The sequence below is a fragment of the Rhizobium sp. SYY.PMSO genome (assembly GCF_046840415.1).
Taxonomy (GTDB): domain Bacteria; phylum Pseudomonadota; class Alphaproteobacteria; order Rhizobiales; family Rhizobiaceae; genus Rhizobium.
This window is the reverse complement of record NZ_CP177349.1, coordinates 3,511,390-3,535,135: the sequence shown is the minus strand read 5'-3', so window position 1 is coordinate 3,535,135 and position 23,746 is coordinate 3,511,390. Positions and strand designations below refer to the sequence as shown.

The 23,746-nt window shown below is 62.8% G+C and carries 25 protein-coding genes; 22 read left to right on the top strand and 3 right to left on the bottom strand.

The window, feature by feature from the left end; genetic code table 11:
* Positions 1-143: 143 nt before the first annotated feature.
* Both ACJJVH_RS17105 and ACJJVH_RS17100 read right to left on the bottom strand, forming a co-directional pair.
* Complete coding sequence (locus ACJJVH_RS17105) at positions 144-1,997, bottom strand: extracellular solute-binding protein (RefSeq protein WP_412064407.1); 1,854 nt, start codon at positions 1,995-1,997, stop codon at positions 144-146.
* A 109-nt stretch (positions 1,998-2,106) separates the two neighbouring features.
* Positions 2,107-2,742, bottom strand: a complete 636-nt coding sequence (locus tag ACJJVH_RS17100; RefSeq protein WP_412064406.1) for a TetR/AcrR family transcriptional regulator — start codon at positions 2,740-2,742, stop codon at positions 2,107-2,109.
* A 36-nt stretch (positions 2,743-2,778) separates the two neighbouring features.
* Here ACJJVH_RS17100 and ACJJVH_RS17095 point away from each other — a divergent pair, with 36 nt between their 5' ends.
* From ACJJVH_RS17095 to ACJJVH_RS17065, 7 genes are all read left to right on the top strand, one after another.
* Positions 2,779-3,348 (top strand): hydrolase, encoded by a 570-nt coding sequence (locus ACJJVH_RS17095; RefSeq protein WP_412064405.1) that lies wholly within the window; start codon positions 2,779-2,781, stop codon positions 3,346-3,348.
* A 141-nt stretch (positions 3,349-3,489) separates the two neighbouring features.
* Positions 3,490-4,524, top strand: coding sequence for a penicillin-insensitive murein endopeptidase (gene mepA, locus ACJJVH_RS17090; RefSeq protein ID WP_412064404.1), 1,035 nt, complete (start codon positions 3,490-3,492; stop codon positions 4,522-4,524).
* Positions 4,525-4,624: 100 nt separating this feature from the next.
* On the top strand, positions 4,625-5,005 hold the full coding sequence (locus tag ACJJVH_RS17085) for a methylglyoxal synthase (RefSeq protein ID WP_112801465.1): 381 nt from the start codon (positions 4,625-4,627) through the stop codon (positions 5,003-5,005).
* Positions 5,006-5,039: 34 nt separating this feature from the next.
* Positions 5,040-6,062 carry a glucokinase gene (locus ACJJVH_RS17080; RefSeq protein WP_412064403.1) on the top strand — a complete coding sequence of 341 codons (1,023 nt, stop codon included), beginning with the start codon at positions 5,040-5,042 and terminating at the stop codon, positions 6,060-6,062.
* 210 nt (positions 6,063-6,272) lie between these two features.
* Entirely contained in the window at positions 6,273-8,066 is a 1,794-nt protein-coding gene (locus tag ACJJVH_RS17075) for an ABC transporter ATP-binding protein (protein ID WP_112801469.1), read from the top strand.
* Between the two features lie 14 nt (positions 8,067-8,080).
* Positions 8,081-8,905 (top strand): 4-hydroxy-tetrahydrodipicolinate reductase, encoded by an 825-nt coding sequence (gene dapB / locus ACJJVH_RS17070; protein ID WP_412064402.1) that lies wholly within the window; start codon positions 8,081-8,083, stop codon positions 8,903-8,905.
* Between the two features lie 122 nt (positions 8,906-9,027).
* On the top strand, positions 9,028-9,663 hold the full coding sequence (locus ACJJVH_RS17065) for a 2,3-bisphosphoglycerate-dependent phosphoglycerate mutase (RefSeq protein ID WP_113371841.1): 636 nt from the start codon (positions 9,028-9,030) through the stop codon (positions 9,661-9,663).
* A 190-nt stretch (positions 9,664-9,853) separates the two neighbouring features.
* Here ACJJVH_RS17065 and phnF read toward each other — a convergent pair whose 3' ends face one another.
* Positions 9,854-10,588, bottom strand: coding sequence for a phosphonate metabolism transcriptional regulator PhnF (phnF, locus tag ACJJVH_RS17060; RefSeq protein ID WP_112801475.1), 735 nt, complete (start codon positions 10,586-10,588; stop codon positions 9,854-9,856).
* Positions 10,589-10,688: 100 nt separating this feature from the next.
* Between phnF and phnG the strand changes: the two genes are divergently transcribed.
* The 15 genes from phnG (at position 10,689) to phnN (ending at position 23,674) form a co-directional block, all read left to right on the top strand.
* Positions 10,689-11,165, top strand: a complete 477-nt coding sequence (phnG, locus tag ACJJVH_RS17055) for a phosphonate C-P lyase system protein PhnG (RefSeq protein WP_112801634.1) — start codon at positions 10,689-10,691, stop codon at positions 11,163-11,165.
* A complete protein-coding gene (gene phnH, locus ACJJVH_RS17050; protein WP_412064401.1) occupies positions 11,165-11,791 on the top strand; it encodes a phosphonate C-P lyase system protein PhnH in 627 nt (208 codons plus the stop codon). Before phnG ends, phnH begins: the two co-directional genes overlap by 1 nt.
* Positions 11,792-11,794: 3 nt before the next feature.
* Entirely contained in the window at positions 11,795-12,904 is a 1,110-nt protein-coding gene (locus tag ACJJVH_RS17045; protein ID WP_112801479.1) for a carbon-phosphorus lyase complex subunit PhnI, read from the top strand.
* Positions 12,901-13,812: an alpha-D-ribose 1-methylphosphonate 5-phosphate C-P-lyase PhnJ gene (locus tag ACJJVH_RS17040; protein WP_113435866.1), complete on the top strand. Its 912-nt coding sequence runs from the start codon at positions 12,901-12,903 to the stop codon at positions 13,810-13,812. Before ACJJVH_RS17045 ends, ACJJVH_RS17040 begins: the two co-directional genes overlap by 4 nt.
* Positions 13,809-14,585: a phosphonate C-P lyase system protein PhnK gene (gene phnK, locus ACJJVH_RS17035; RefSeq protein WP_112801483.1), complete on the top strand. Its 777-nt coding sequence runs from the start codon at positions 13,809-13,811 to the stop codon at positions 14,583-14,585. The genes ACJJVH_RS17040 and phnK overlap by 4 nt, the downstream gene beginning before the upstream one ends.
* 9 nt (positions 14,586-14,594) lie before the next feature.
* Positions 14,595-15,302, top strand: a complete 708-nt coding sequence (gene phnL, locus ACJJVH_RS17030) for a phosphonate C-P lyase system protein PhnL (protein WP_113356064.1) — start codon at positions 14,595-14,597, stop codon at positions 15,300-15,302.
* Entirely contained in the window at positions 15,299-15,916 is a 618-nt protein-coding gene (locus ACJJVH_RS17025) for a DapH/DapD/GlmU-related protein (protein ID WP_412064400.1), read from the top strand. The genes phnL and ACJJVH_RS17025 overlap by 4 nt, the downstream gene beginning before the upstream one ends.
* Positions 15,917-16,009: 93 nt before the next feature.
* Positions 16,010-16,564, top strand: coding sequence for a pyridoxamine 5'-phosphate oxidase family protein (locus tag ACJJVH_RS17020; protein WP_113371836.1), 555 nt, complete (start codon positions 16,010-16,012; stop codon positions 16,562-16,564).
* Between the two features lie 223 nt (positions 16,565-16,787).
* Complete coding sequence (phnC, locus tag ACJJVH_RS17015) at positions 16,788-17,642, top strand: phosphonate ABC transporter ATP-binding protein (RefSeq protein ID WP_412064399.1); 855 nt, start codon at positions 16,788-16,790, stop codon at positions 17,640-17,642.
* A gap of 92 nt (positions 17,643-17,734) precedes the next feature.
* Positions 17,735-18,640, top strand: a complete 906-nt coding sequence (gene phnD / locus ACJJVH_RS17010) for a phosphonate ABC transporter substrate-binding protein (RefSeq protein ID WP_112801494.1) — start codon at positions 17,735-17,737, stop codon at positions 18,638-18,640.
* A 65-nt stretch (positions 18,641-18,705) separates the two neighbouring features.
* Positions 18,706-19,686: a phosphonate ABC transporter, permease protein PhnE gene (phnE, locus tag ACJJVH_RS17005; protein WP_113371834.1), complete on the top strand. Its 981-nt coding sequence runs from the start codon at positions 18,706-18,708 to the stop codon at positions 19,684-19,686.
* A gap of 8 nt (positions 19,687-19,694) precedes the next feature.
* Positions 19,695-21,041, top strand: a complete 1,347-nt coding sequence (phnE, locus tag ACJJVH_RS17000) for a phosphonate ABC transporter, permease protein PhnE (RefSeq protein WP_412064398.1) — start codon at positions 19,695-19,697, stop codon at positions 21,039-21,041.
* Positions 21,042-21,229: 188 nt separating this feature from the next.
* A complete protein-coding gene (locus ACJJVH_RS16995; RefSeq protein ID WP_112801500.1) occupies positions 21,230-21,919 on the top strand; it encodes a DUF1045 domain-containing protein in 690 nt (229 codons plus the stop codon).
* Between the two features lie 13 nt (positions 21,920-21,932).
* Complete coding sequence (locus ACJJVH_RS16990) at positions 21,933-23,072, top strand: alpha-D-ribose 1-methylphosphonate 5-triphosphate diphosphatase (protein ID WP_112801502.1); 1,140 nt, start codon at positions 21,933-21,935, stop codon at positions 23,070-23,072.
* Positions 23,069-23,674, top strand: coding sequence for a phosphonate metabolism protein/1,5-bisphosphokinase (PRPP-forming) PhnN (phnN, locus tag ACJJVH_RS16985; RefSeq protein WP_412064397.1), 606 nt, complete (start codon positions 23,069-23,071; stop codon positions 23,672-23,674). Before ACJJVH_RS16990 ends, phnN begins: the two co-directional genes overlap by 4 nt.
* Positions 23,675-23,746 lie beyond the last annotated feature (72 nt).

The following is a 23,746-nucleotide window of genomic DNA, read 5'->3' as shown; positions in this document are numbered from 1 at the left end:
CGTCCGCTTCGCCTCAATTCGTCCGTCGATCAAATCACATTCCCTTCCGCCGGATGCAAGCCGGCGCAGTCATATCAGCTTGAAACTATCCGAATCAGCCCTTGAGCATTTGGAGCCAGCAGGCCCCTTATTGCAAGAGAGGCTCACTTTGCGGCGCTTTTCGACCACCAGACATCGGGGAAGCCGATGGAGTATTTGGGCAGTTCCGCCGGATGCTCGAACTTGTCCCAATAGGCGATATGGAAGCTGGTCGTGTAAAAGAGCGGCACGACGTAGTGATGCGCCAGCAGGACACGGTCGAGGGCCTTTGCGGTCGCATCCTTTTCAGTGACGTCCTTGGCGAAGATGACCTTCTTGATGAGGGCATCGACGCCGGGATCGGAAATTCCGCCGTAGTTGCGCGAGCCCTGGCGATTGGCCGAAGCGGAGCCCCAGAAATCGATCTGCTCATTGCCGGGATTGAGCGACTGGGCCCATACGGTCCAGATCATGTCATAGTCGAAACTGCGGATGCGATTGATGTATTGCGATGAATCAACCGTGCGTACGGTGGCGTTGATGCCGATCTTCTTCAGGCTCTGCGTGTAGGGTAGCACCCATTTTTCCACAAAGGGGCTGCCGAGCAAGATTTCGAAGGAGAAAGGCTGGCCCGTCTGGACATTCACCATCTGATTGCCCTTCAGCACGTAGCCCGCCTGCTTGAACAGATCGAGCGCCTTGCGCAGGTTGTCGCGGGCCTTCTGCGGATTGCCGCCGACGGGATTGGTGTAGGGCGCAGTGAAGACGTCGGCCGGAACCTTGTCCTTCACCTCGTTCAGAACGTTCAGTTCCTCACCCTGCGGCAGGCCGGACGATGCGAGCTTGGTGCCGAAAAAGTAGCTGTTGATGCGGCTGTATTGATTGAAGGCGATGGTGCGGTTGAGCTCCTCGAAATCGAAGGCATAGTTCAGCGCCTCACGAACGCGCTCGTCCTTGAACTGATCGCGGCGCATGTTCGGCACCAGGGCCTGCATGACACCGGCAGCGCGCAGCGGATTGGGCACTTCCTCGCGCTTGATGCGCCCGTCCTTTGCGGCCGGGAAATCATAGCCGGTCACCCAGCGGCTTGCGACATTATCCTGCCAATAGTCGATGGTGCCGCCGCGAAAGGCCTCGAACTCCACATCATTGTCGGCGAAATAGGTATAGGAAATCGCCCTGAAATTGTTCTCGCCGACATTGACGGGCAGGTCCTTGCCCCAATAGTCGTCGCGCAATTCGTAACGGATGGTGGAGCCGGGCGAGACCGAAACGATCTTGTAGGGCCCCGAACCCATGACAGGCTCAAGCGTGGTACGGGAGATATCGCGCGGCTTGCCATCCGGTCCCGTGCCCTCCCACCAATGCTTCGGCACGATCGGAAACTGGCCGAGAATGGAAGGCAGCTCGCGATTGTTCTTCTCGTCGAAAGTGAAGGTCACGTCGCGATCGCCGGTCTTTTCGGCGCGCGTTACGTGGCTGTAGTAGCTGGTGAAGAGCGGATTGAGCTCCTTCGCCTTGTCGAAGCTGAAGACGACATCTCCGGGCGTCACCGGCTGTCCGTCGGCCCATTTGGCCTCGGGCCTCAGGCGGAAGGTCGCGCTGGAAATATCGTCCGGATAGGAAACGCCCTCCGCAAGCAGCCCGTAGGAGGAAGAAACCTCGTCATCCGCCGATTTCAGCAGGCTGTCGAAGACCAGGCCGGAGCCGAGGGAAGCGATGCCAGCCACCGGATTTCCCTTGAACAAGATCGGATTGAGCGTGTCGAACGTGCCGTTGCTCGACAGCTTCACCTCGCCGCCTTTCGGCGCGTCGGGGTTGACGTAGTCGAAATGCTTGAAGCCCGGCTGGTATTTGAGATCGCCGAGAATGGCGGTGCCGATGCGGAATTGAGGCTCCTCGGCCTTGGAGGATACCGGCATTGCCAGCAGGCAAAAAAGAGAAACGACCAAGCCTGCTTTCAACCGCGACACTGCCATTCATGATCTCCCGATGATTTCTTGAGAATCAGCATAAGGCAAATGAGGGCAAAAAGCAGGACGCCACAGCTTGCCTCTTTGCAAAGATATCAAAGCGCGGCTTCGGAAATCAGCCTGTCGCCGCGGCGTCTTCCAGGCGCTTGCGCAGCATGAGGCGCAATTCGCCGACGACGCGATGATCCTCGGCGGCATCCGGCTCGCTGGTCACGACGACGGCGATGCGCAACAGTTCGAGCACGATGCCCGACATCAGCGCGATATCGTCCGAAATCGGCGGCCGCGCCTGCCGCAGGACACCGGCGATCAGTTCCTTCAGCTCCGCTCGGGAGCGCAGCTTGCGCTCCCTGGGAATATCGCGCCGCCCGGCAAGCACCGCAAATTCGGGAAACTCCTCCATGAACGCACTCAATGCATCGAAAATGGCTTCGCCGCTATCGGCCGCCGAGAGACCGGCGCTCCGTTCCCCCATGTCGCGAAGCCCAGCCTTCAGCCGCTCCAGGCGATCGACATGCAGCGCCTCGGCAAGCAAGGGCTTGGTCGGAAAGAACTGATAGAGCGAGCCGATGGAGGAATTTGCCTCCGCGGCAATCTCGGTCATCGTCGCGGCGTCGTAGCCTTTCCGCGCAAAAACCTTTGCCGCAGCCTCCAATAGAACGGCGACGCGATCATGGCCGCGCTGCCGCTTCGGGACACGCGTCTTCAATTCTTCACTTGATTTTTGTGAGGATTTCCTCATATTTTTCATTGCGAGGATATCCTCATATTTCTCCCGGAGCCCCAGATGCCACTCTACGATCCCAAAACCACCGCCCTCGTTTCCATCGACCTGCAGGGCCTCGTTCTCGGCCGGCCGCTCGCGCCCTACTCCGGCCAGCAGATCGTTGCCAACACGGTCGCCATCGCGAACAGGCTGAAGGCCGATGGCGGAACGACCGTTTTCGTGACGGTCGGATTTTCCCCGGACTATGCCGATGCTGTCAATCAGCCGATCGACGAAACCTTCGCGCTTCCCCCGGGAGGTTTGCCGCCGGCCGCGCTCGCCGCACCCGCCGAAATGGCAGCGCTGACGCCTGATATCGCCATCGTCAAGCGCCAATGGAGCGCCTTCTACGGCACGGAGCTCGATCTGCAGCTTCGCCGCCGCGGCATCAGGACGCTGATCCTGACCGGGGTCGCCACCAATTTCGGCGTCGAATCGACCGTGCGCGATGCCTACGCCGCGAATTATGCCGTCATCGTCGCCGAAGACGCGGTAACGACCTTCTCGCAGGAGATGCAGGATTTCGCCTGTACGAAGGTGCTGCCGCGGCTGTCGCGCATCCGCAAGACCGCGGAGATTCTGGCGAATTGACCGGCCCGGAACGCCTTGTTATGCCAGGGAGGCGGCCGCTCGTCGGCCATCTGTGATTGCCGCGGATTAACTTTCATCTCTTTTCAGGATAATCTCGCCGCAAATCACTTCGGCGTCAGCCGACCGCTTTCCAGGATATGCATGGCTTCAATTCCGGCTCGCGCCTTTCGAACGATCGGCAAATTTTCCCTCGCTACAATGATCGGGATGGGTCTTGTCGCCGGCGATGCCCTGGCGCAGCAGGCCACGCCCTCGCCCGGAAGCGCCAAGGCGATGTTCGGCGCCGTGACGCTGCCGACGCAGGGACCGCCGCAATCGATCGGCTTCTACGCCAAGGGCTGCCTTGCAGGCGCGGTCGCCCTGCCCGCCGACGGCCCGACCTGGCAGGCCATGCGGCTGTCGCGCAACCGCCGCTGGGGACGGCCGGAGACGATCGGCCTGCTGGAGCGCCTGTCGCGCGATGCGGCCAGGAACGACGGTTGGCCGGGCCTGCTCGTCGGCGACATCTCGCAGCCGCGCGGCGGCCCGATGTTCAACGGCCACGCCTCGCACCAGATCGGCCTCGACGCCGACATCTGGCTGACGCCGATGCCGCGGCACAGGATGACGGCGCAAGAGCGCGAAGCCCTGCCCTTCACCACGATGTTGGCGAAAGACAGGTTCCTGACGATCAACGACAAGGTCTGGACGCCGGCACACGCCCGCCTGCTGATGCGCGCCGCCAGCTATCCGGAGGTCGAGCGCATTTTTGTGAACCCGGCGATCAAGAAGAAGATGTGCGACACATGGACAGGGGACCGCACCAACCTCGGCAAGTTGCGGCCGGAATACGGCCATGACTCGCATTTCCATATCCGCATCCGCTGCCCGGCCGGCTCGGTCGGCTGCACGCCGCAGGCACCCGTTGCCGCCGGCGACGGGTGCGACAAGACGCTTGCCTGGTGGTTCGGTCCCGAGCCATGGGCAAAACCGAAGCCCAGCACGAAGCCGCCGGTCAAGCCGCGCGAGGTCATGGTTTCCGATTTGCCGAAGACCTGCCAGGTCGTGCTGGCAGCACCGCCGGTCGCTTCCGCCCGCGCCGCCACCTTCGGCGCCAGGGATGCCGGCCCGACGGTGGAAACGGATGCGATGCCTGCCTCCGGCAATACGCCACCTAGCCGAATCCCGCAGCAGTGAAGCCGTAATCCGCCGTTGCCGGGGGTGTCTTTCAAAACAGGCCCCCTTGGTATAGAAGGCGAATAAATCGATTGAAAATTGTGGGCGGAGCAAGGATTTCATGGCCGGCAGCAAATGCATCGCGCTGATCGCGCACGATCAGAAAAAAGACGCGATGGCGGAATTTGCGCGACGCAACCAGGCAGCCCTTGCCGGCTGGCATATCGTCGCCACCGGCACGACGGGTGGCCGGGTGCTCGATGCCTGCCCCGATCTGAAAGTGACCCGCCTGAAAAGCGGGCCGCTCGGCGGCGACCAGCAGATCGGCGCCCTGATCGCCACCGGCGAGATCGACATGCTCATCTTCTTCATCGATCCCCTCACCCCCCTGCCGCACGATGTCGACGTAAAGGCATTGACGCGGCTTGCCGTTGTCTACGACATTCCGATGGCGCTCAACGAATCCACCGCCGAGCGGCTGATCAAAACACTGAACCTTTAGTCCGCCTTGCCGGCGGCAGACCACGGACCTGGCCATGCCTGAGCTCAATCACAGCGATGCCCCCCTGCCTTTTCCCATCCTGATCGGCGATATCGGCGGCACCAATGCGCGTTTCTCGATCCTTGCCGACGCGGACTCCGAGCAGGAGCATTTTCCGGTCGTGCAGACGGCGAATTTCGAGACGATCGACGATGCGATCAAGCTGACGCTCGAGAAGAGCAAGGTGCAGCCGCGCGCGGCGATCCTTGCCATGGCCGGGCCCGTGCGGGGCGATGAAATTCCGCTGACCAATTGCGACTGGGTGATCCGACCGAAAACGATGATCGCCAATCTCGGCATCGAGGACGTGCTCGTCATCAACGATTTCGAGGCGCAGGCTCTGGCGATCGCCGAGATTGCCGACGAACATCGCGAAACCATCGGTGAAACGTCCGGCAACATGACCGCTTCGCGCGCCGTTCTCGGACCGGGCACCGGCCTTGGCGTCGCCGGCCTCGTCCATGCACAGCATCAATGGATACCGGTGCCCGGCGAAGGCGGCCATATCGACCTCGGGCCGCGCTCGGAACGCGACCTGCAGATCTGGCCACATCTGGAACCCATCGAAGGCCGCATCTCGGCCGAGCAGGTCATCTGCGGCCGCGGCCTGCAGAACCTCTACCACGCCATCTGCGCCGTCGATGGTGTCGAGCCGAGCCTGAAGGAGCCGGCTGACATCACCACCCACGCGCTTGCCGGCACCAATGCGCAAGCCGAGGAGACCCTGACGCTGTTCGTTACCTATCTTGGCCGTGTGGCCGGCGATATAGCGATGATCTTCATGGCGCGCGGCGGCGTCTATCTTTCCGGCGGCATCCCGCAGAAAATCCTGCCGGCGCTGCAAAAGCCGGAATTTCGCGCAGCTTTCGAGGACAAGGCGCCGCATACCGAAATGATGAGGACGATCCCGACGCATGTGGTGACGCATCCGCTGGCCGCCCTTTCCGGCCTTGCGACCTATGCCCGCAAGCCGGCGAGCTTCGGCCTTGCGACGGACGGCCGCCGCTGGCGGCGTTAACCCCTCGCCAAACAATCGATGGCGCGCCGAAACATGCGGCGCGTCAAGCCTTTTTGAATGCGCCGCCTTCCTCTATAGTGGACCCGGCTCCGTGATCGGCCTTAACCAGTGCGGCAGGCCATCCCTAGCCAAAGCCGCGCTAACTCTTTATAGAGCCGCGAAAGCACGCAGCACATGTGGCTCGCTTGGTTCAAAACAGGAAGCCGATTATTGAAGTCGCCAGATCCGAAAAAGACCGATGTCGACAGTGAAACGATCACCGTTGTACTGAAGCGTATCATTGCTGAAAACGGTCGCGCTCATATCTGGGGTTATTCGATCGCAATCTTTTGCCTCATCGTCGTGGCAGCATCCACGGCGACGATGGCCTTTGTCATGCGGCCGATCGTCAACGGCGCTTTCTACGAGCGCCGCGCCGAGGTCATGTGGCTGATTTGCCTTGCGATTCTTGCCGCTTTCGTGGCGCGGGGCTTTGCCGGCTATTTCCAATCGGTTATTCTGTCCAAGATCGGCAATGACATCATTGCCCGCTATCAGCGGCGCCTCTATGCGCATCTGATGACGCTGTCGGTCGGTTTTTTCAGTGAAGCCCGCTCGGCACAGATTGCCGCGCGGGTGAGCCAGAACGTGTCCGGCATCCGCGACGTGATGAACCTCGTCATTACGTCCACGGCGCGCGATTTTCTGTCATTCATCTTTCTGCTCGGCAACATGATCTATCAGGATCCGTTGCTGAGCCTTATCTTCTTCGTCATCGCCCCGCCCGTGTTTCTGGCGTTGCGCCATATTTCCAAGCGCCTGCGCGCCGTCACACGCGAGGCGGTGGTTCTCAACAGCCGCGTGCTCGGCGCGATGCAGGAAACAATCCAAGGCATTTCCATCGTCAAGGCGTTTACGATGGAGCGCGAACTCGACCGCAAGATCGACAAGCTGATTACCGCAGCCGAGAACCGGCAAAACCGGATCGTCCGCATTTCCGAGCGTAACGGCCCGCTGATCGAAACGGTTGCCGGCTTTGCCGTCGCAGGCGTTTTTGCCTATGCCGCCTATCGTTCGATTTATGCAAACGTACCGCCAGGCGCGGTATTTTCCTTCATCGTATCGCTGCTTCTGGCTTATGATCCGGCCCGCCGCCTTGCCAAATTGCAGACGCAGCTGGAGCGTGCGGTCGTCAATGCGCGGATGATCTACGAGCTGCTCGACATGGAGCCGCGCCAGCGCGACCTGCCGGATGCCAAGCCGCTCGCCGTGACGGACGCCCGCATCGAATTCCGCGACGTTCATTTCGCCTATGGCGACGAAGCTGTCCTGTCCGGCGTCAATTTCACCGCCGAGGGCGGACAGACGACGGCGCTCGTCGGCCCTTCCGGTGCCGGCAAGTCCACCGTCATCAACCTGATCCCGCGCTTCTACGATCCGAAGGCCGGCAGCATCTTCATCGACGGGCAGGATATCGCCCATGTGACGAAGCAGTCGCTGCGGGAGCAGCTCGCCTATGTTTCGCAGCAGCCCTATCTCTTCGAAGGCACGATCCGCGACAACATCCGCTACGGACGACCGAACGCGACCGATGCCGAGATCGAGGAAGCGGCACGCCTTGCCTATGCGCATGATTTCATCGAGGCGCAGTCGATGGGCTACGATACGCCCGTCGGCGAAAACGGCGTGACGCTTTCCGGCGGCCAGAGGCAGCGCCTGTCCATAGCCCGCGCGCTGGTGCGCAATGCGCCGATCCTGCTTCTGGACGAGGCGACCTCCGCGCTCGACACCGAATCCGAAGCGGCCGTGCAGAAGGCTCTGGAAGAAGCGATGAGCGGCCGCACCGTCGTCGTCATCGCCCACCGCCTGTCGACGGTGGTGCGGGCCGAGAAAATCGTCGTCATGCAGAACGGCCGAGTTGTCGAGGAAGGCAATCACGAGACGCTTGCGACCGCCGACAATGGCCTCTACGCTCGGCTCAACAACCTGCAGCTACCGGCCATATCGAGCAATTCCCGCAAATAGACGATAGAGACGACATGAGCGACGATGCGATGAAGCTGGTGGTGGTGGGCGCGGCAGGCCGCATGGGACAGGCTCTGATCCGTCTCATCCACGCCACCGACGGCGTAACCCTGCATGCCGCAGTCGCCCGTTCCGGCTCCGCCTTCGTCGGCAAGGATGCCGGCGAGATCGCCGGGCTGGGGCCGATCGGCGTTTCCGTCACCGACGATCCGCTCGCCACCTTCCTCCATGCCGAAGGCGTCATCGATTTCACGACGCCGGCAACCAGCGTCACCTTTGCCGGCCTCGCCGCGCAGGCGCGCATCGTCCACATCATCGGCACCACCGGCTGCTCGGACGAGGACGAGGCGAAGTTCAAGGCGGCCGCGCGCCATGCCCGCATCGTCAAATCGGGCAATATGGGCCTCGGCATCAACCTCTTGAGCGTGCTCGTGGAGCAGGCCGCGCGCGCGCTCCCCTCGAACGACTGGGATATCGAGGTGCTGGAGATGCATCATCGCCACAAGGTCGACGCGCCCTCGGGCACCGCGCTCCTGCTCGGCCAGGCGGCGGCGAAGGGCCGCGGCATCGACCTCAACGACAAGTCCGTGCGCGTGCGCGACGGCCACACCGGCCCGCGCCCGGCGGGCACGATCGGCTTTGCGACCTTGCGCGGCGGCGGCGTGGTGGGCGATCACTCCGTCATCTTCGCCAGCGAGAGCGAGCGGCTGACGCTATCGCACAATGCCGGCGACCGTTCGCTGTTTGCGCGCGGCGCGCTGCAGGCGGCACTCTGGGCGCGTGACAAGAAACCCGGCTTCTATTCCATGCTCGATGTTCTCGGGCTCTCCACACGCTGATGCGATCCCGGGGCGGGGCGGCATGAAACCGCTGACCCACTCCAGCCATTTATTGTCCCGCAATTCCTGACGGAAAACCGCCACGCAGCTTTCCTGGAATTGCCCTATCAAGGAGAAATTTTATGAGCGGCACTCTCGTTCTCGTTCGCCATGGGCAGAGCGACTGGAATTTGAAGAATCTCTTCACCGGCTGGAAGGACCCCGATCTGACCGCGCTCGGCATCGAGGAAGCCAAGACGGGCGGCAAGGCGCTCGCCGATTACGGCCTCAAGTACGACATCGCCTTCACCTCGGCCCTGACGCGCGCCCAGCACACGCTGAAGATCATCCTCGATGAAATCGGCCAGCCGGGGCTCGAAACCATCAAGGACCAGGCGCTGAACGAGCGCGACTACGGCGATCTCTCCGGCCTCAACAAGGACGACGCCCGCGCCAAGTGGGGCGAGGAGCAGGTTCACATCTGGCGCCGCTCCTACGACGTTCCGCCGCCCGGCGGCGAAAGCCTGCGCGATACCGGCGCCCGCGTCTGGCCCTATTACCTGACGGAAATCCTGCCGCGCGTTCTCGCCGGCCAGAACGTATTGGTCGCCGCCCACGGCAATTCGCTACGCTCGCTCGTCATGGTTCTCGACCGGCTGAGCAAGGCGCAGATCCTGGAACTCAACCTCGCGACCGGCGTGCCGATGGTCTACAAGCTCAAGGCCGATTCCACCGTCGCCTCGAAAGAAGTCCTCGGCGACATGTCCGGCGCGCATTGAGTGTCAAGCCATTAGGGCCAAAAGGCCCCTCACCCTAGCCCTCTCCCCGTTTTACGGAGAGAGGGGACTACCCTTTCCAATACTCTCGATTCCTATGGGATTGCGATGCGACGGAGAGCACGTCTTTCTCCTTCTCCCCGCCTGCGGGGGAAGGTGGCCGACAGGCCGGATGAGGGGCGACCCCCTACCATCAATTCTCGACGGTGAAGCGCACCCTGTCGGCGGCGAAGCGCGAGATTGAATATTGCACCGGCACATTGTCGAGATCTGAGTTCAGCGCCTGTGTGATGAGGACGATGGCGCCGGGCGATAATTGCAGATCGGTGAGATCGCCGTCGTCTGCATGCGTCGCGGTGATTTCGGTGACGACGCGCACGTAATCCGGCACGCCGAGCTCCTTGAACGCCTTGGTGATCGATCCGGTCGCCTGGTAGATTTCGGCGATATTCCCGAAGCGATCGGCCGGAAACCAGCTGGTGGCGCGCGATACCGGGCGATGATCCGCCTGACCGAGCGTTTCGAGCCGGATCAGCGGTGTGCCGGTCTCAAGCTTGAGCTGCCTGGCCAGCTCCGCGTTTGCGGCCTCTTCGACCGATGCCAGCAATACGCTGCGGGTCTCGCGCACCTGATCGCCGATCCCTTGCGAGAAACGCGTCCGCTTCGAAATGGGAAAGCTCAGCCGTTCCTTGCGTTCGATCAGCGTTCCTCGCCCCTGCACGGCCCTGACAATCCCTTCCTGCGCCAGTGCGGCAAGAGCGCTTCGGATCGTGTGGCGGTTGACGCCGAATTGCAGCGCCAGCGTCGTTTCCGGCGGCACCATTCCCGTCTCGTCGAAATCTCCGTGGTTGATCGACGTGCGAATGCGGTCGGCGATCTGCCGCCACAGCGCCACGCCCGTCTGTCTCTGGATCTTCTGCCCTGCCATCTCGCCCGCTCGCCTGTCACACGCTTGTCACGACTCGCTAATACATATAAAACTATCTTGTATGGTTGTCTATATCAATAGACATTTAAAGGAAAGCGCGATGAATTCAGCACAAAGGCAGGAAGCGGCCGCGCAGGAGCGTCGGGAACGCAAGCGCGTTGCCGACCTTCTGGCGCAGGCAGAGCGCGACGAGCTGGAAACGGCCTGGGAAGCTTTGCCGAGCAAGCCGGCGGCACAGCCGGTGCGCGGCCCCGAGACCGGGCTCGTCATGGTCCGCGGCCGCATCGGCGGCGGCGGTTCCCCCTTCAATCTCGGCGAGGTCACGATGACCCGCGCCACCATACGGCTGGCCTCGGGCACCATCGGCCATGCGCACGCCCTCGGCACCGATCGCGAAAAGGCACGCCTTTCGGCCATCTTCGACGCCCTCTGGCAGCAATCGGCCACGCGGGAATTCGTCGAGAAGGCCATCCTTCAGCCGGTTGCCGGGCGCATCGCAAGCTATGACCGCAAGCGCGCCGAAGAGACGGCGGCGACCCGCGTCGATTTCTTCACCATGGTTCGCGGAGAGGATTGATGAGCCTGTTCAACACCCCGACCTTCGGCAACGAGGCCCTGACCGGCGGCTTCAGCGATCCGGTTTTCGACGCGCAAAGCGTTTTCAAGATGACGATGGACGCCATGGCGCGTCCGGGCACCCTGCAGACCGTGACCGCCGACATCGCGCCGCCGCCGCCGCTCGGCATTGCCGCCGGCGCCATCGGCCTGACGCTCTGCGACCATGATACGCCGGTCTGGCTCTCCAACGGTCTTACGCGATCGAGCCTTTCGGAATGGCTGGGCTTCCACACCGGCGCGCCCGTCGTCACCGAGCGGCTGGAGGCGCATTTCGCCTTTGTCGAGGCAGGCATGGCGCTTTCCTCGTTCAGCCAGTTCGGCGTGGGCACGCAGGAATATCCCGATCGTTCGACGACCATCGTACTGGAGATCGAAAGCCTTGAGGGCGGCAAGCAACTGGCGCTTTCCGGCCCCGGCATCAAGGACGTGACCATGATCGCCCCGGTCGGCCTGCCGGATGCGCTGCTGCGCATCTGGAACGACAATCGCGCGCTCTTCCCGCGCGGCGTCGATCTCGTCCTGACGGCCGGCCGGCAATTCCTTTGCCTGCCGCGCACCACCAAGATCATCGCGACGGAGATGTGACATATGTATGTTGCCGTTAAGGGCGGCGAAGCCGCCATCGCCAATGCTCACCGGCTGCTGGCCGACCGTCGCCGCGGCGACCGCTCGCTGCCGGCGCTCGGCATCGATCAGATCGTCGCGCAGCTGGCGCTCGCCGTCGACCGCGTCATGGCCGAAGCCTCGCTCTACGACCGCACGCTGGCAGCCCTTGCCGTCCGCCAGGCGCGCGGCGACATGATCGAGGCGATCTTCCTGCTGCGCGCCTACCGCACCACGCTGCCGCGCTTCGGCTACTCCCAGCCGCTCGACACATCGGCGATGAAGATCGAGCGCCGCATCTCCGCGACCTACAAGGACCTGCCCGGCGGCCAGCTTCTCGGCCCGACCTTCGACTATACGCACCGCCTGCTCGACCCGAGCCTGCTGACCGACGAGGCCGTCGATGAGCCGATGCAGCGTCCCGCCGAAGACGGCCGGGTCATGCGTGTTTCCGAAATCCTCGCTCAGGAAGGTCTTATCGAAGGCGACGGCACGCTTCCGGTCGACCACGAGATCGGCGACCTGACGCGCGAGCCGATGGAATTCCCGATGACCCGCGATCTTCGCCTGCAGGCGCTCGCCCGCGGCGACGAGGGCTTCCTGCTGGCGCTCGGCTATTCGACCCAGCGCGGCTATGGCCGCAACCATCCCTTCACCGGCGAAATCCGCATCGGCGAAGTGGAGGTCGAATTCGATGTGCCGGAACTCGGTTTCGCCGTCTCGCTCGGCCGCATCCAGGTGACGGAATGCCAGATGGTCAACCAGTTCAAGGGCTCGGCCAAGGCGCCGCCGCAGTTTACCCGCGGTTACGGGCTGGTCTTCGGCCAGAGCGAGCGCAAGGCCATGGCCATGTCGCTGGTCGACCGCGCGCTGCGCGCCGAAGAACTCGGCGAGGATATCGTCGCACCGGCCCAGGACGAGGAATTCGTCATCTCCCACTCCGACAACGTGCAGGCAACCGGCTTCGTCGAACATCTGAAGCTGCCGCACTATGTCGACTTCCAGGCCGAACTCGACCTGGTGCGGCGCATGCGCCGCGATTTCGAGGCCGCTCGCGAACGCGGCATGGACCCCATGACGGAGGCAGCCGAATGACCGAACTTGCCACCTACAACTTCGCCTATCTCGACGAGCAGACCAAGCGGATGATCCGCCGCGCCATCCTCAAGGCGATTTCCATACCCGGCTATCAAGTGCCTTTCGCCTCGCGCGAAATGCCGATGCCTTACGGCTGGGGCACCGGCGGCGTGCAGCTGACGGCGGCGATCATCGGCCCGCGAGACGTGCTGAAGGTCATCGACCAGGGTGCGGACGACACGACCAATGCCGTCTCCATCCGCGCCTTCTTCCAGAAGGTCGCCAATGTCGCGGTCACGACCCGCACCGACGAGGCGACGATCATCCAGACGCGCCACCGCATTCCGGAAACCAAGCTCGGCCCCAACCAGGTACTGGTCTACCAGGTGCCGATCCCGGAACCCTTACGCTTCCTGGAGCCGCGCGAGACCGAGACGCGCAAGATGCACGCGCTCGAGGAATACGGCCTCATGCATGTGAAGCTCTACGAGGATATCGCTCGCAACGGCCGTATCGCCACGACCTATGCCTATCCGGTCAAGGTCGCCGGTCGCTACGTCATGGATCCTTCGCCGACGCCGAAGTTCGACAATCCGAAAATGCACCTTTCCGACGCGCTGCAGCTGTTCGGCGCCGGCCGCGAGAAGCGCATCTATGCCGTGCCGCCCTACACGGAAGTCGTCAGCCTCGACTTCGAGGATCATCCGTTCGAAGTGCAGCGCTTCGACAAGCCCTGCGCGCTCTGCGGCGCCGAGCAGGTCTATCTCGACGAGGTGATCCTCGACGACAAGGGCGGCCGCATGTTCGTCTGCTCCGACACCGATTTCTGCGAAGACCGTCGCGCCCACGGCCATGCCGGCCCCATGCTCGCGTCAAATGGGCTCGCATCCGATGGACTGCCGGGTGGCAAGGAGGCTGCCGAATGAGCGACTTACCCCTTCTCAAGGTCAAGGACATCTCGAAATTCTACGGCAGCCGCATCGGCTGCCGCGACGTGTCCTTCGAACTCTGGCCCGGCGAAGTGCTGGCCATCGTCGGCGAATCCGGCTCCGGCAAGACGACGCTGCTCAACTGCATCTCGACGCGGCTGCTGCCGACGACGGGCAGTGTCGAATACCACATGCGCGACGAGACCTACCGCGACCTGTTCCGCATGAACGAAGCGGAACGCCGCTTCCTGATGCGCACCGACTGGGGCTTCGTGCATCAGAATCCGGCCGACGGCCTGCGCATGACGGTTTCGGCCGGCGCCAATGTCGGCGAGCGGCTGATGGCGATCGGCAACCGTCATTACGGCAATATCCGCAACACGGCCATCGACTGGCTGGAGCGGGTCGAAATCGATGCCGACCGCATCGACGACCAGCCGCGCGCCTTTTCCGGCGGCATGCGCCAGCGCCTGCAGATCGCCCGTAACCTCGTGACCGGCCCCCGCCTCGTCTTCATGGACGAGCCGACCGGCGGCCTCGACGTTTCGGTGCAGGCACGTCTGCTCGATCTGGTGCGCGGTCTCGTCAACGATCTCGGCCTGTCGGCCATCATCGTCACGCACGACCTCGCCGTTGCCCGCCTGCTGTCGCATCGCATGATGGTGATGAAGGATGGATACGTCATCGAGCACGGTCTCACCGACCGCGTGCTCGACGATCCGCGCGAACCCTATACGCAACTGCTGGTCTCTTCGATCCTGCAGGTCTGAGGAAGAAACATGGCAACCCCACTCGTCGTTTCCGAAGTCTTCAAAAGCTTCACCATGCACCTGCGCGACGGCATTCGCCTGCCCGTCGTCGCCGATGTCTCCTTCTCCGTCGCCGCGGGCGAATGCGTCGTGCTCGGCGGCCCGTCGGGCATCGGCAAGAGCTCGCTGCTGAAGATGATCTATGGCAATTATGCCGTCGACAGCGGCCAGATTCTCGTCACCCACAAGGGCAGGATCGTCGATCTCGCCACGGCCGACCCGCGCACCGTGCTCGAGGTGCGCCGGCAGACCATGGGCTATGTCAGCCAGTTCCTGCGCACCGTGCCGCGCGTCGCCGCCATCGATGTGGTTGCCGAGCCGCTGCTCGCGCGCGGCGTGACCGTCGCCGATGCCCGCGAGAGGGCAGCCGAGCTGCTGGCACAGCTGAACCTGCCGCAGGAACTCTGGCAACTGCCGCCCGCCACCTTCTCCGGCGGAGAGCAGCAGCGCGTCAACATCGCGCGCGGCTTCATCACCGATCACGCCATCCTTCTGCTCGACGAGCCCACGGCGTCGCTCGATGCCCGCAACCGGGCCGTCGTCGTCGACATGATCGAACAGAAGAAGGCAGCCGGCGTCGCGCTGCTCGGCATCTTCCACGACGAAGAAGTGCGCGAGGCCGTCGGCAGCCGTATTCTCGACGTCTCGCAATTTTCGCCGCGAAAGGCCGCCGCATGAGCCGCAAACTGGGCGAAATGCCTTTCATCAGCCCCACGGCCAGCGTCAACAATTCGACGCTCGGCCGCTATACCGAAGTCTCCGACCGCTGCCGCATCGACGAAGCCGAGATCGGCGACTATTCCTATATCATGCAGGATGGCGCGGTCTGGTGCGCGACGATCGGCAAGTTCGTCAACATCGCCGCCGCCGTGCGCATCAACGCCACAAACCATCCGACATGGCGCGCCACGCTGCATCACTTCACCTATCGCGCCACCGATTACTGGCCGGATGCCGATATGGAGACCGATTTCTTCACCTGGCGGCGCGACAACCGCGTGGTGATCGGTCATGACGTCTGGATCGGTCACGGCGCCACTGTCTTGCCCGGCGTTACGGTCGGCAATGGCGCCGTCATCGGCGCGGGCGCGGTCGTCTCCAGGGATGTAGCACCCTACGCGATCGTCGGCGGCGTGCCGGCAAAGCTGATCCGCGAACGCTTCACCGCGGAAGTCGGCGCCCGCATGGACAAGCTTGCCTGGTGGGATTGGGATCACGACCGCCTGCGCACGGCGCTCGCGGACTTCCGCGCCCTTTCGGCAGAGGATTTTCTGGATCGCTACGACGCCTGAGGACCGTTTCCGCCCACACCAGGCTTGCAAGGCGCCGGCGGGCGATCCAGCTTTCAGGCGATCCTTGCAAGCGCAGGATCGGGAGGAGTCTTCATGGCAAAGCAGTTTTCCAGTCTCGACGACCGGCTGCGCGACTTCATCGCGCGGCAACACATCTTCTTCACGGCATCCGCCACCGCCGATTCCCGCGTCAATGTTTCGCCCCGCGAAACGCTCTGCCTGCGCATCGTCTCCCCGAATACCGCCATCTATCTCGACCGCACCGGCAGCGGCAACGAGACTTCCGCCCATATGAAGGCCGATGGCCGGCTGACGATCATGTTCTGCGCCGTCGCCGGGCCGCCGATGATCCTGCGCCTCTACGGCCGCGGCCGGATCATCCACCGATCGTCCCCTGAGTATCGGGAATTGCTGCACGACCACTATGCAGGCGAGGAGCCGCTGGGCGCACGGCAGATCGTGCGGCTGGATTTCGATCTCGTGCAGACCTCCTGCGGCTTCGGCGTGCCGCTCTTCGCCTATGAAGGGGAAAGGCCGAGCCTCGATCAATGGGCGAAGGCGAAGGGGCCCGAAGGCATTGAGGAATACAGGCGCGAGAAGAACGCCTTCAGCATGGACGGCCTGCCGACAGGCATGTTTGACGGCTAATCAACAGCAAAGACCTCAGCCGGCTAATCTCGCAAAATCGCCGGGAATTGTAACAGCAGTTACATAAAACTGACATTGGAGCTTCATGAAGCGGGACTAATCGGTTGCCTTGTGGTTGGCGCCCGCCCCCTTCGAAATTTCCTTCGAGGCTGGGGTACGCGCCCATTCTAGCACCGGTATCGCTGAAATTTTTGCAGCCCGGCAGCCGCGAAAGGGAAGCACTATGTTCGAACTCAGGAATGTCTCGCGCCGGTTTGGAAACAAGCTTGCAGTCGATTCCGTGACTTTGGACATACCGCAGGGACAGATGGTCGGCGTCATTGGCCGCTCCGGCGCCGGCAAGTCGACGCTGCTGCGCATGATCAACCGTCTCGCCGATCCGAGCTCCGGCTCCATCCATTTCTCCGGCATCGAGGTTTCCAAGCTCAGCGGCCGGGCGCTGCGCAGCTGGCAGCGCGATTGCGCCATGATCTTCCAGCAGTTCAATCTCGTGCCGCGCCTCGACGTGCTCACCAACGTCATGCTCGGCCGGCTGAACCAGCGGTCCACCGTCATGAGCCTCCTCTCGGTCTTCACCGGCGAGGAGCGCATCGAAGCGATTGCCGCGCTTGAGCGCCTCGGCATCGAGCAGACGGCCCTTCAGATGGCCGGCACGCTTTCCGGCGGCCAGCAGCAGCGCGTCGCCATCTGCCGCGCCCTGATGCAGCAGCCGAAGATGATGCTGGCCGACGAGCCGATCGCCTCGCTCGATCCGCTGAACGCCAAGATCGTCATGGACGCGCTGCGCGACATCAACGAACGCGAAGGCATCACCGTCATCACCAACCTCCATACGCTGGATACGGCCCGCAACTATTGCGAACGCATCATCGGCATGGCTGCCGGGCGCGTCGTCTTCGACGGCAAGCCGGCCGATCTGACGGCTGCCGCCGTCAAGGAAATCTACGGCACCGACAAGGACGGCGCCGGCATCGACGAAAGCATGACGTCGACCTCCATCACCATTGCCGATCCGGCCGCGCAAGCCGCGGCAACGGAATCTGCCGGCCCGCAACCGCTGGCACTGGCCGGTCTCTGAGAGGGACAGCCGGGATCGAGAGCCCGCGTCAAGGGCACATTTCTTCTAGACCGAAGGCATCCGGGGACACCGGTTAATCAGGAGACGAACCCATGTTGAAGAAGACCCTTCTTGCGGCTACGGCGCTTCTCGCGCTCGTCGGCGGCGCAAGCGCTCAAGACATCAAGGAATTTCGCGTCGGCATTCTCGGTGGCGAAAACGAAGCCGACCGCCTGCGCAACTATGCCTGCCTCTCCGACCACCTGAAGAAGGAATTCGGTTTCGAGAAGGTTTCGCTGTTCCCGGCCGCCGACTACGACGGCGTGATCCAGGGCCTGCTCGGCGGCACGCTCGACTTCGCTGAACTCGGCGCTTCCGGCTATGCGGCCGTCGCCATCAAGGACCCGAAGGCCGTTACCCCGATCCTGACCACCCAGCAGGAAGACGGCTCGACCGGCTACTACTCGATCGGTCTCGCCCTCAAGTCCTCCGGCATCAAAACCATCAAGGACGCCAAGGGCAAGAAGCTCGGTTACGCCGATCCGGACTCCACCTCGGGCTATCTCGTTCCGCTGACACAGATCCCGAAGGACACGGGCATGCCGAACGACAAGTTCTTCGCCTCGACCCAGTTCAACGGCGGCCACGAGAACAACCTGCTTGCCGCTTATGACGGCAAGGTCGACGTCGCTGTCGACGACTCCTCGGGCATCGGCGACTTCAAGGACGGCTTCACCTCCGGCACCTTCCGCAAGGAAGTCGACAAGGGCGCCGTAGACCCGAACAAGCTCGTCGAAGTCTGGCGCTCGCCGCTGATCCCGAACGGCCCGCTCGTCGTTCGCAACGCGCTCGGCACCGAATGGCAGACCAAGCTGACGGACTTCTTCATGAAGCTGCCGACTGCCGACGCCAAGTGCTTCAACGCCATCGAAGGCGGCGACTTCAAGGGCTACGTCAAGGTTACTCCGGACTTCTATAACGCCGTCATCGACGTTCGTAAGGCCGCGATCGGCGGCTGATCCGCATTCCGATGACTGGGCGGCCGGCAACGGCCGCCCTTTTGCTATCACAAGGGCAGGATTTCATGACGATTGCCGATACGCAGCTGAAGATGCAGGGCGCGCCGCAAAGCGCGAGGGATATCGGTAACGCCTGGGGCAGGATGGTGGCCAGACGCCGCCTCTATACCGGCATCGGCCTCATCATCCTGCTTGTCGCCTTCGTAAGCTCCGTCCGCTTCGCCGACGACAGCAATGCCGGCCACTTCTTCGAACGCCTGCCGCATCTCTTCGACTTTCTGGGCTGGCTGATCCCCAAGGACTGGGCCGACGTCTACCGGGCTCTTTTCGACCTGCCGAGCCCGAACGGCGCGAATGGCATGGGCGGCGAGGAATTCAACTTCCCGCTCGGCCGCGTCTATGTCTGGGGCGACTTCTACATCCCCGAATATTTCGAGCTGATGATCATCACGATCAACGTGGCGCTGGTATCGACCATCGTCGGCTTCGTCTTCGCCGTGCCCTTGAGCTTCTTTGCCGCGCGCAACATGTCGCCTGCCAATCCAATCCGGCTGGTGACGAAGCGCATCATGGAACTGCTGCGCGCCTTCCCGGAAATCGTCATCGCCGGCCTGTTTTCGGCGATCCTGTCGATCGGCCCGATCGCCGCCATCATCGCGGTCGGCCTGCACACGATCGGCGCACTCGGCAAGCTGTTCTACGAGGTCGTCGAGAATATCGACATGAAGCCCGACGAGGGCATGCGCGCCGTCGGTGCGAGCTGGACGGAACGCGTCCGTTTTGCCGCGCTGCCGCAGGTGTTGCCGAACTTCATGTCCTACGCGCTGCTGCGCCTCGAAATCAACGTTCGCGCCTCCACTATCATCGGCGCCGTCGGCGGTGGCGGTATCGGCGAGGAGCTGAAGCTTTCGATCTCGCGCGGTTTCGGCGCCAAGACGATGGCGCTGGTGCTGCTGCTCTTCGTGACGATCATCGCCGTCGACCAGTTTTCCGCATGGCTCCGCCGCCGCCTCGTCGGCGAGCATGCCTTTCTCTTGCAGCATTGAGGTTGACCATGTCCGTCATCGACGCCGGCCGTATGCAGGAAATCGAAGCGCGCTATCCGGAGGTCTTTCATCGATCCTTCCGCCAGCGCTATGGCGCTCTCATGATCTTCATCGGCGTCATCCTCTACGGCTTTTATGCCGTATGGTTCTTCAACCTGCCGAAAGTCATCTCGGAAGCGCATTGGGAGCGTGTCGGGATCTATCTGAGCGAGTGGATCAGCTACGACGTGCAGCCGGAATTCCGCATTTCCGGCGACAAGATCAGCATCAAATATCCGCGCTTCTCGCCGCTGGGCGACAATCCGAACCCGGATTGGGTGAAGGCCGCGCCTGACGGCAGCCTGACAGTCTCCGTCAGCGGCACGAGCCGCGCGGTGACGATCACCAAGACGCAGGCCATCCTGACGGCCCACGGCGTCACGATCCCCATCGACATCAGCGGCGACGTGCCGAAGATCGTCGGCTCCGAGCCGGTGCCGAGCTGGATGACCGTCTATGACGACAACATCCTCGCCAATATGGGCTTTGCCGGCGACGTCAGCATTTCCACGGACCGCGTGAAGATCCGCAAGCGCTTCCTCGGCTGGGCCAATTTCGTCTTCGACACGCACTCGCCCTTCTTCGACAAGCCGGCGGGCGAAGTGATCGGCCTGATCGTCTCGGGGCCGCGGCTCGACCCCACGCAATCCAACCTCTCGCTCGCCTTCGACAATATCTGGAACAATGGCGCCTGGCAGCACGGCGATGTCTGGACCAAGCTGTTCCAGACCATCGTCATGGCCTTCCTCGGCACTTTGCTCGGCTCGCTCGCCGCATTCCCGCTCGCCTTCCTGGCCGCCCGCAACATCACGCCGAACCGGCTGCTCAATCAGGTGCTGAAGCGTTTCTTCGACTTCCTGCGTTCCGTCGACATGCTGATCTGGGCGCTGTTCCTGACGCGCGCCTTCGGTCCCGGCCCGCTCGCCGGCAGCGGCGCGATCTTCCTCACCGAGACCGGCACGCTCGGCAAGCTCTATTCCGAGGGCCTGGAAAACATCGACAACAAGCCGCGCGAGGGCGTGAAATCCACCGGCTCGTCGACGATCCTCGTGCATCGCTACGGCATCATGCCGCAGATCGTGCCCGTGATCGTCAGCCAGACGCTTTACCAGTGGGAATCCAACGTGCGCGGTGCGACCATCATCGGCGCGGTCGGCGCGGGCGGCATCGGCCTGAAGCTCTGGGAGGCGATGCGCACCAACGCCAACTGGGAAAACGTCGCCTACATGGTGCTGCTGATCCTGATCGTCGTATTCCTGTTCGACGCCGCGTCCAACGCGTTGCGTTCACGGCTCATGGGCGCGCGGGTCAGATGAAAGCGGTGAGAAAAATCGCCGCGCATCATCATTCTGTCACGGGAATCCGGTAGCGCAGGCCCGGCAAGACTGCATCGGCCGAGCCGGATTTAGCCGGATTCGATTCGTTGCCGCCTTGCTGCTCTTGCGGTTTGTCGCAAATCACCCAACAGTGTCCCGCGCAGCCGATTTTTCCAAGGAATGCAGCCTTGCGCTATGCTCTCTATTTTACACCGCCCAAAGATCATCCGTTGACGTCGCTTGCCGCGCGCTGGCTGGGCCGCGACGCATTCTCCGACGAGATTTTTTCCGACAAGGCCATCGGCCCTGTTCCGGAAGGTCACGCCGAACTCACGGCCGACCCGCGCCGCTACGGCTTTCACGCCACGCTGAAGGCGCCGTTCGAGCTTGCCGGCTCTGTGACCGAACGCGACCTATTCGAAGTCGCTGCCGAATTCGCCTCGCGGACAAAGGCTTTCACCATTCCGGAGCTGGTACTCGGCCAGCTCGGTCATTTCTTCGCCCTCGTTCCGGGCTCGCTCCACCAGCCGCTACAGGATTTCGCCTCCCGCGTCGTCAAGACCTTCGAGCCGTTCCGCGCACCGCTTTCGCAGCACGATATCGCCCGGCGAAACCCGGAAGCAATGACCGAGCCGCATCGAGCAAACCTGTTCCGCTGGGGCTATCCTTACGTCAATGACGAGTTTCGTTTCCATATGACCTTGACGGGACGCGTCCCGGCCGAGCGTCAAGCCGAGATGCACGACGTCCTGCGCGAGCGTTTCGCCGGCCATACCGGCAAGCCGCTCGACGTTTCCGGCCTCGCCATCTTTATCGAGGAAGAGCGCGGCGCCCCCTTTACCGTCCGTTCCTGGCTGCCGCTGACCGGCGCCCAATAGTGAAAGACCTGACATGACCAAAGAAACCGTCCTTTCTAACGCCCGCATCGTCCTCGAAGACAAGATCGTCGAAGGCTCCGTGCTGATCCGTGACGGTCGCATTGCCGGCATTTCCGAAGGCAGGTCCGCCATCGGCGAGGATTTCGAGGGCGATTATCTCATTCCCGGTCTGGTCGAACTGCACACCGACCATCTGGAAGCGCATTATTCCCCACGTCCCGGTGTCCGCTGGAACAAGACCGCCGCGATCCAGGCACATGACGCCCAGATCGTCACCTCGGGCATCACCACCGTATTCGACTGCCTGCGCATGGGCTCGGATGAAGACGGCGGCTTCGAAAAGGGCGAGATGCGCGACATGGCCGACGCCATTCAGGCGGCCCAGCGCGAAGATCGGCTGCGCGCCGATCACCTGATCCATCTGCGCTGCGAGGTCTCCTCCGACAACGTTCTCGATCATTTCCAGGATTTCGAGAAAGACCCGTACGTCCGCCTCGTATCCCTGATGGATCACGCACCGGGCCAGCGCCAGTTCCAGACCATGGATCAGTACATCTTCTACTATCAGAAGAAGCGCGGCCTCAGCGACGAGGCCTTTGCCAAGTTCGTTGCCAAGCGCCAGGAGGAATCGGCGCGTTATGCCACACCCAACCGCGACGCGATCTCAAAGGTCTGCTCGGAACGCGGCATCACCATCGCCAGCCATGACGACGCAACGCTCGCCCATGTCGACGAAGCCATCAATTACGGCGTCCGGCTGGCGGAATTCCCGACCAGCATCGACGCCGCGAAGGCCTCGCATGGGGCCGGCATGAGCGTGCTGATGGGCGCGCCGAACATCGTGCGCGGCAAGTCGCATTCGGGCAACATCGCAGCCCGCGATCTTGCCGAACTCGGCGTTCTGGACGTGCTTTCCTCCGACTACGTGCCGCTCAGCCTGCTGCATGCGCCCTTCATTCTCGCAGATGAAGTCGAGGGCATTTCGCTGCCGCAGGCGATCGCCATGGTCACGGCAACGCCGGCAAGAACCGTCAGCCTGAACGACCGCGGGCGCATTGCCGAGGGCCTGCGCGCCGATCTGGTGCGCGTTCGCCGCGATCATGGCGTGCCGGTTACACGGTCCGCCTGGCGGGAAGGACGGCGGGTTGCATGAGCCCCGACGCCGATAGAAAGCCGACTAACGAAGGCGTATCGGACGCAACGGCAGGCATCATGGCTGTCGTCGTCGGCCCGAGCGGCGCCGGCAAGGATACGCTGATGAACCTCGCCGCGCGGTATTTTGCCGGCCGGCCGGATGTCCATTTCGTCCGCCGCGTCATCACGCGCGACGGAGATGCCGGCAACGAAGACCACAGAAGCGTTTCCGAAGCGGATTTCGAGGCCATGAAAAAGGCCGGCAGCTTCGCCGTCTCATGGGAGGCGCATGGCCTGAAGTACGGCATTCCCGCCGACGCCGCCGACGAGCTTGCGCGCGGCAATCTGGTGATCGCCAATGGCTCGCGTTCGGCGCTGCATCATTTCCAGACCGCATTCCCACGACTGAAGGTCATCAACATAACGGCGCGGCGCGAGGTGCTTGCCGAGCGGCTGATGGCGCGCGGACGCGAGAGCCGTGAAGACGTGTTGAAGCGTCTGGATCGCAGTGCGCTGACCGTTCAAGGCAGCTACGACGTGACTGATATCGACAATAGCGGCACGCTCGAAAAAGCCGAACAGGCAATCATCTCCGCGCTGGAAACGCTGATTGGGAAATAAGCGTTTGCGGCACGCCCGGATCATCGCAGCGAATTCGTAGCTACGCTGGGTCGTGAACTCTCCCCACCTCAT

Bases quoted from the DNA above. Each gene is read 5' to 3' on its own strand.
- ACJJVH_RS17105 (WP_412064407.1), bottom strand. From the start codon at position 1,997: ATGGCAGTGTCGCGGTTGAAAGCAGGCTTGGTCGTTTCTCTTTTTTGC.
- ACJJVH_RS17100 (WP_412064406.1), bottom strand. From the start codon at position 2,742: ATGAAAAATATGAGGAAATCCTCACAAAAATCAAGTGAAGAATTGAAG.
- ACJJVH_RS17095 (WP_412064405.1), top strand. From the start codon at position 2,779: ATGCCACTCTACGATCCCAAAACCACCGCCCTCGTTTCCATCGACCTG.
- mepA (WP_412064404.1), top strand. From the start codon at position 3,490: ATGGCTTCAATTCCGGCTCGCGCCTTTCGAACGATCGGCAAATTTTCC.
- ACJJVH_RS17085 (WP_112801465.1), top strand. From the start codon at position 4,625: ATGGCCGGCAGCAAATGCATCGCGCTGATCGCGCACGATCAGAAAAAA.
- ACJJVH_RS17080 (WP_412064403.1), top strand. From the start codon at position 5,040: ATGCCTGAGCTCAATCACAGCGATGCCCCCCTGCCTTTTCCCATCCTG.
- dapB (WP_412064402.1), top strand. From the start codon at position 8,081: ATGAGCGACGATGCGATGAAGCTGGTGGTGGTGGGCGCGGCAGGCCGC.
- ACJJVH_RS17065 (WP_113371841.1), top strand. From the start codon at position 9,028: ATGAGCGGCACTCTCGTTCTCGTTCGCCATGGGCAGAGCGACTGGAAT.
- phnF (WP_112801475.1), bottom strand. From the start codon at position 10,588: ATGGCAGGGCAGAAGATCCAGAGACAGACGGGCGTGGCGCTGTGGCGG.
- phnG (WP_112801634.1), top strand. From the start codon at position 10,689: ATGAATTCAGCACAAAGGCAGGAAGCGGCCGCGCAGGAGCGTCGGGAA.
- phnH (WP_412064401.1), top strand. From the start codon at position 11,165: ATGAGCCTGTTCAACACCCCGACCTTCGGCAACGAGGCCCTGACCGGC.
- ACJJVH_RS17045 (WP_112801479.1), top strand. From the start codon at position 11,795: ATGTATGTTGCCGTTAAGGGCGGCGAAGCCGCCATCGCCAATGCTCAC.
- ACJJVH_RS17040 (WP_113435866.1), top strand. From the start codon at position 12,901: ATGACCGAACTTGCCACCTACAACTTCGCCTATCTCGACGAGCAGACC.
- phnK (WP_112801483.1), top strand. From the start codon at position 13,809: ATGAGCGACTTACCCCTTCTCAAGGTCAAGGACATCTCGAAATTCTAC.
- phnL (WP_113356064.1), top strand. From the start codon at position 14,595: ATGGCAACCCCACTCGTCGTTTCCGAAGTCTTCAAAAGCTTCACCATG.
- ACJJVH_RS17025 (WP_412064400.1), top strand. From the start codon at position 15,299: ATGAGCCGCAAACTGGGCGAAATGCCTTTCATCAGCCCCACGGCCAGC.
- ACJJVH_RS17020 (WP_113371836.1), top strand. From the start codon at position 16,010: ATGGCAAAGCAGTTTTCCAGTCTCGACGACCGGCTGCGCGACTTCATC.
- phnC (WP_412064399.1), top strand. From the start codon at position 16,788: ATGTTCGAACTCAGGAATGTCTCGCGCCGGTTTGGAAACAAGCTTGCA.
- phnD (WP_112801494.1), top strand. From the start codon at position 17,735: ATGTTGAAGAAGACCCTTCTTGCGGCTACGGCGCTTCTCGCGCTCGTC.
- phnE (WP_113371834.1), top strand. From the start codon at position 18,706: ATGACGATTGCCGATACGCAGCTGAAGATGCAGGGCGCGCCGCAAAGC.
- phnE (WP_412064398.1), top strand. From the start codon at position 19,695: ATGTCCGTCATCGACGCCGGCCGTATGCAGGAAATCGAAGCGCGCTAT.
- ACJJVH_RS16990 (WP_112801502.1), top strand. From the start codon at position 21,933: ATGACCAAAGAAACCGTCCTTTCTAACGCCCGCATCGTCCTCGAAGAC.
- phnN (WP_412064397.1), top strand. From the start codon at position 23,069: ATGAGCCCCGACGCCGATAGAAAGCCGACTAACGAAGGCGTATCGGAC.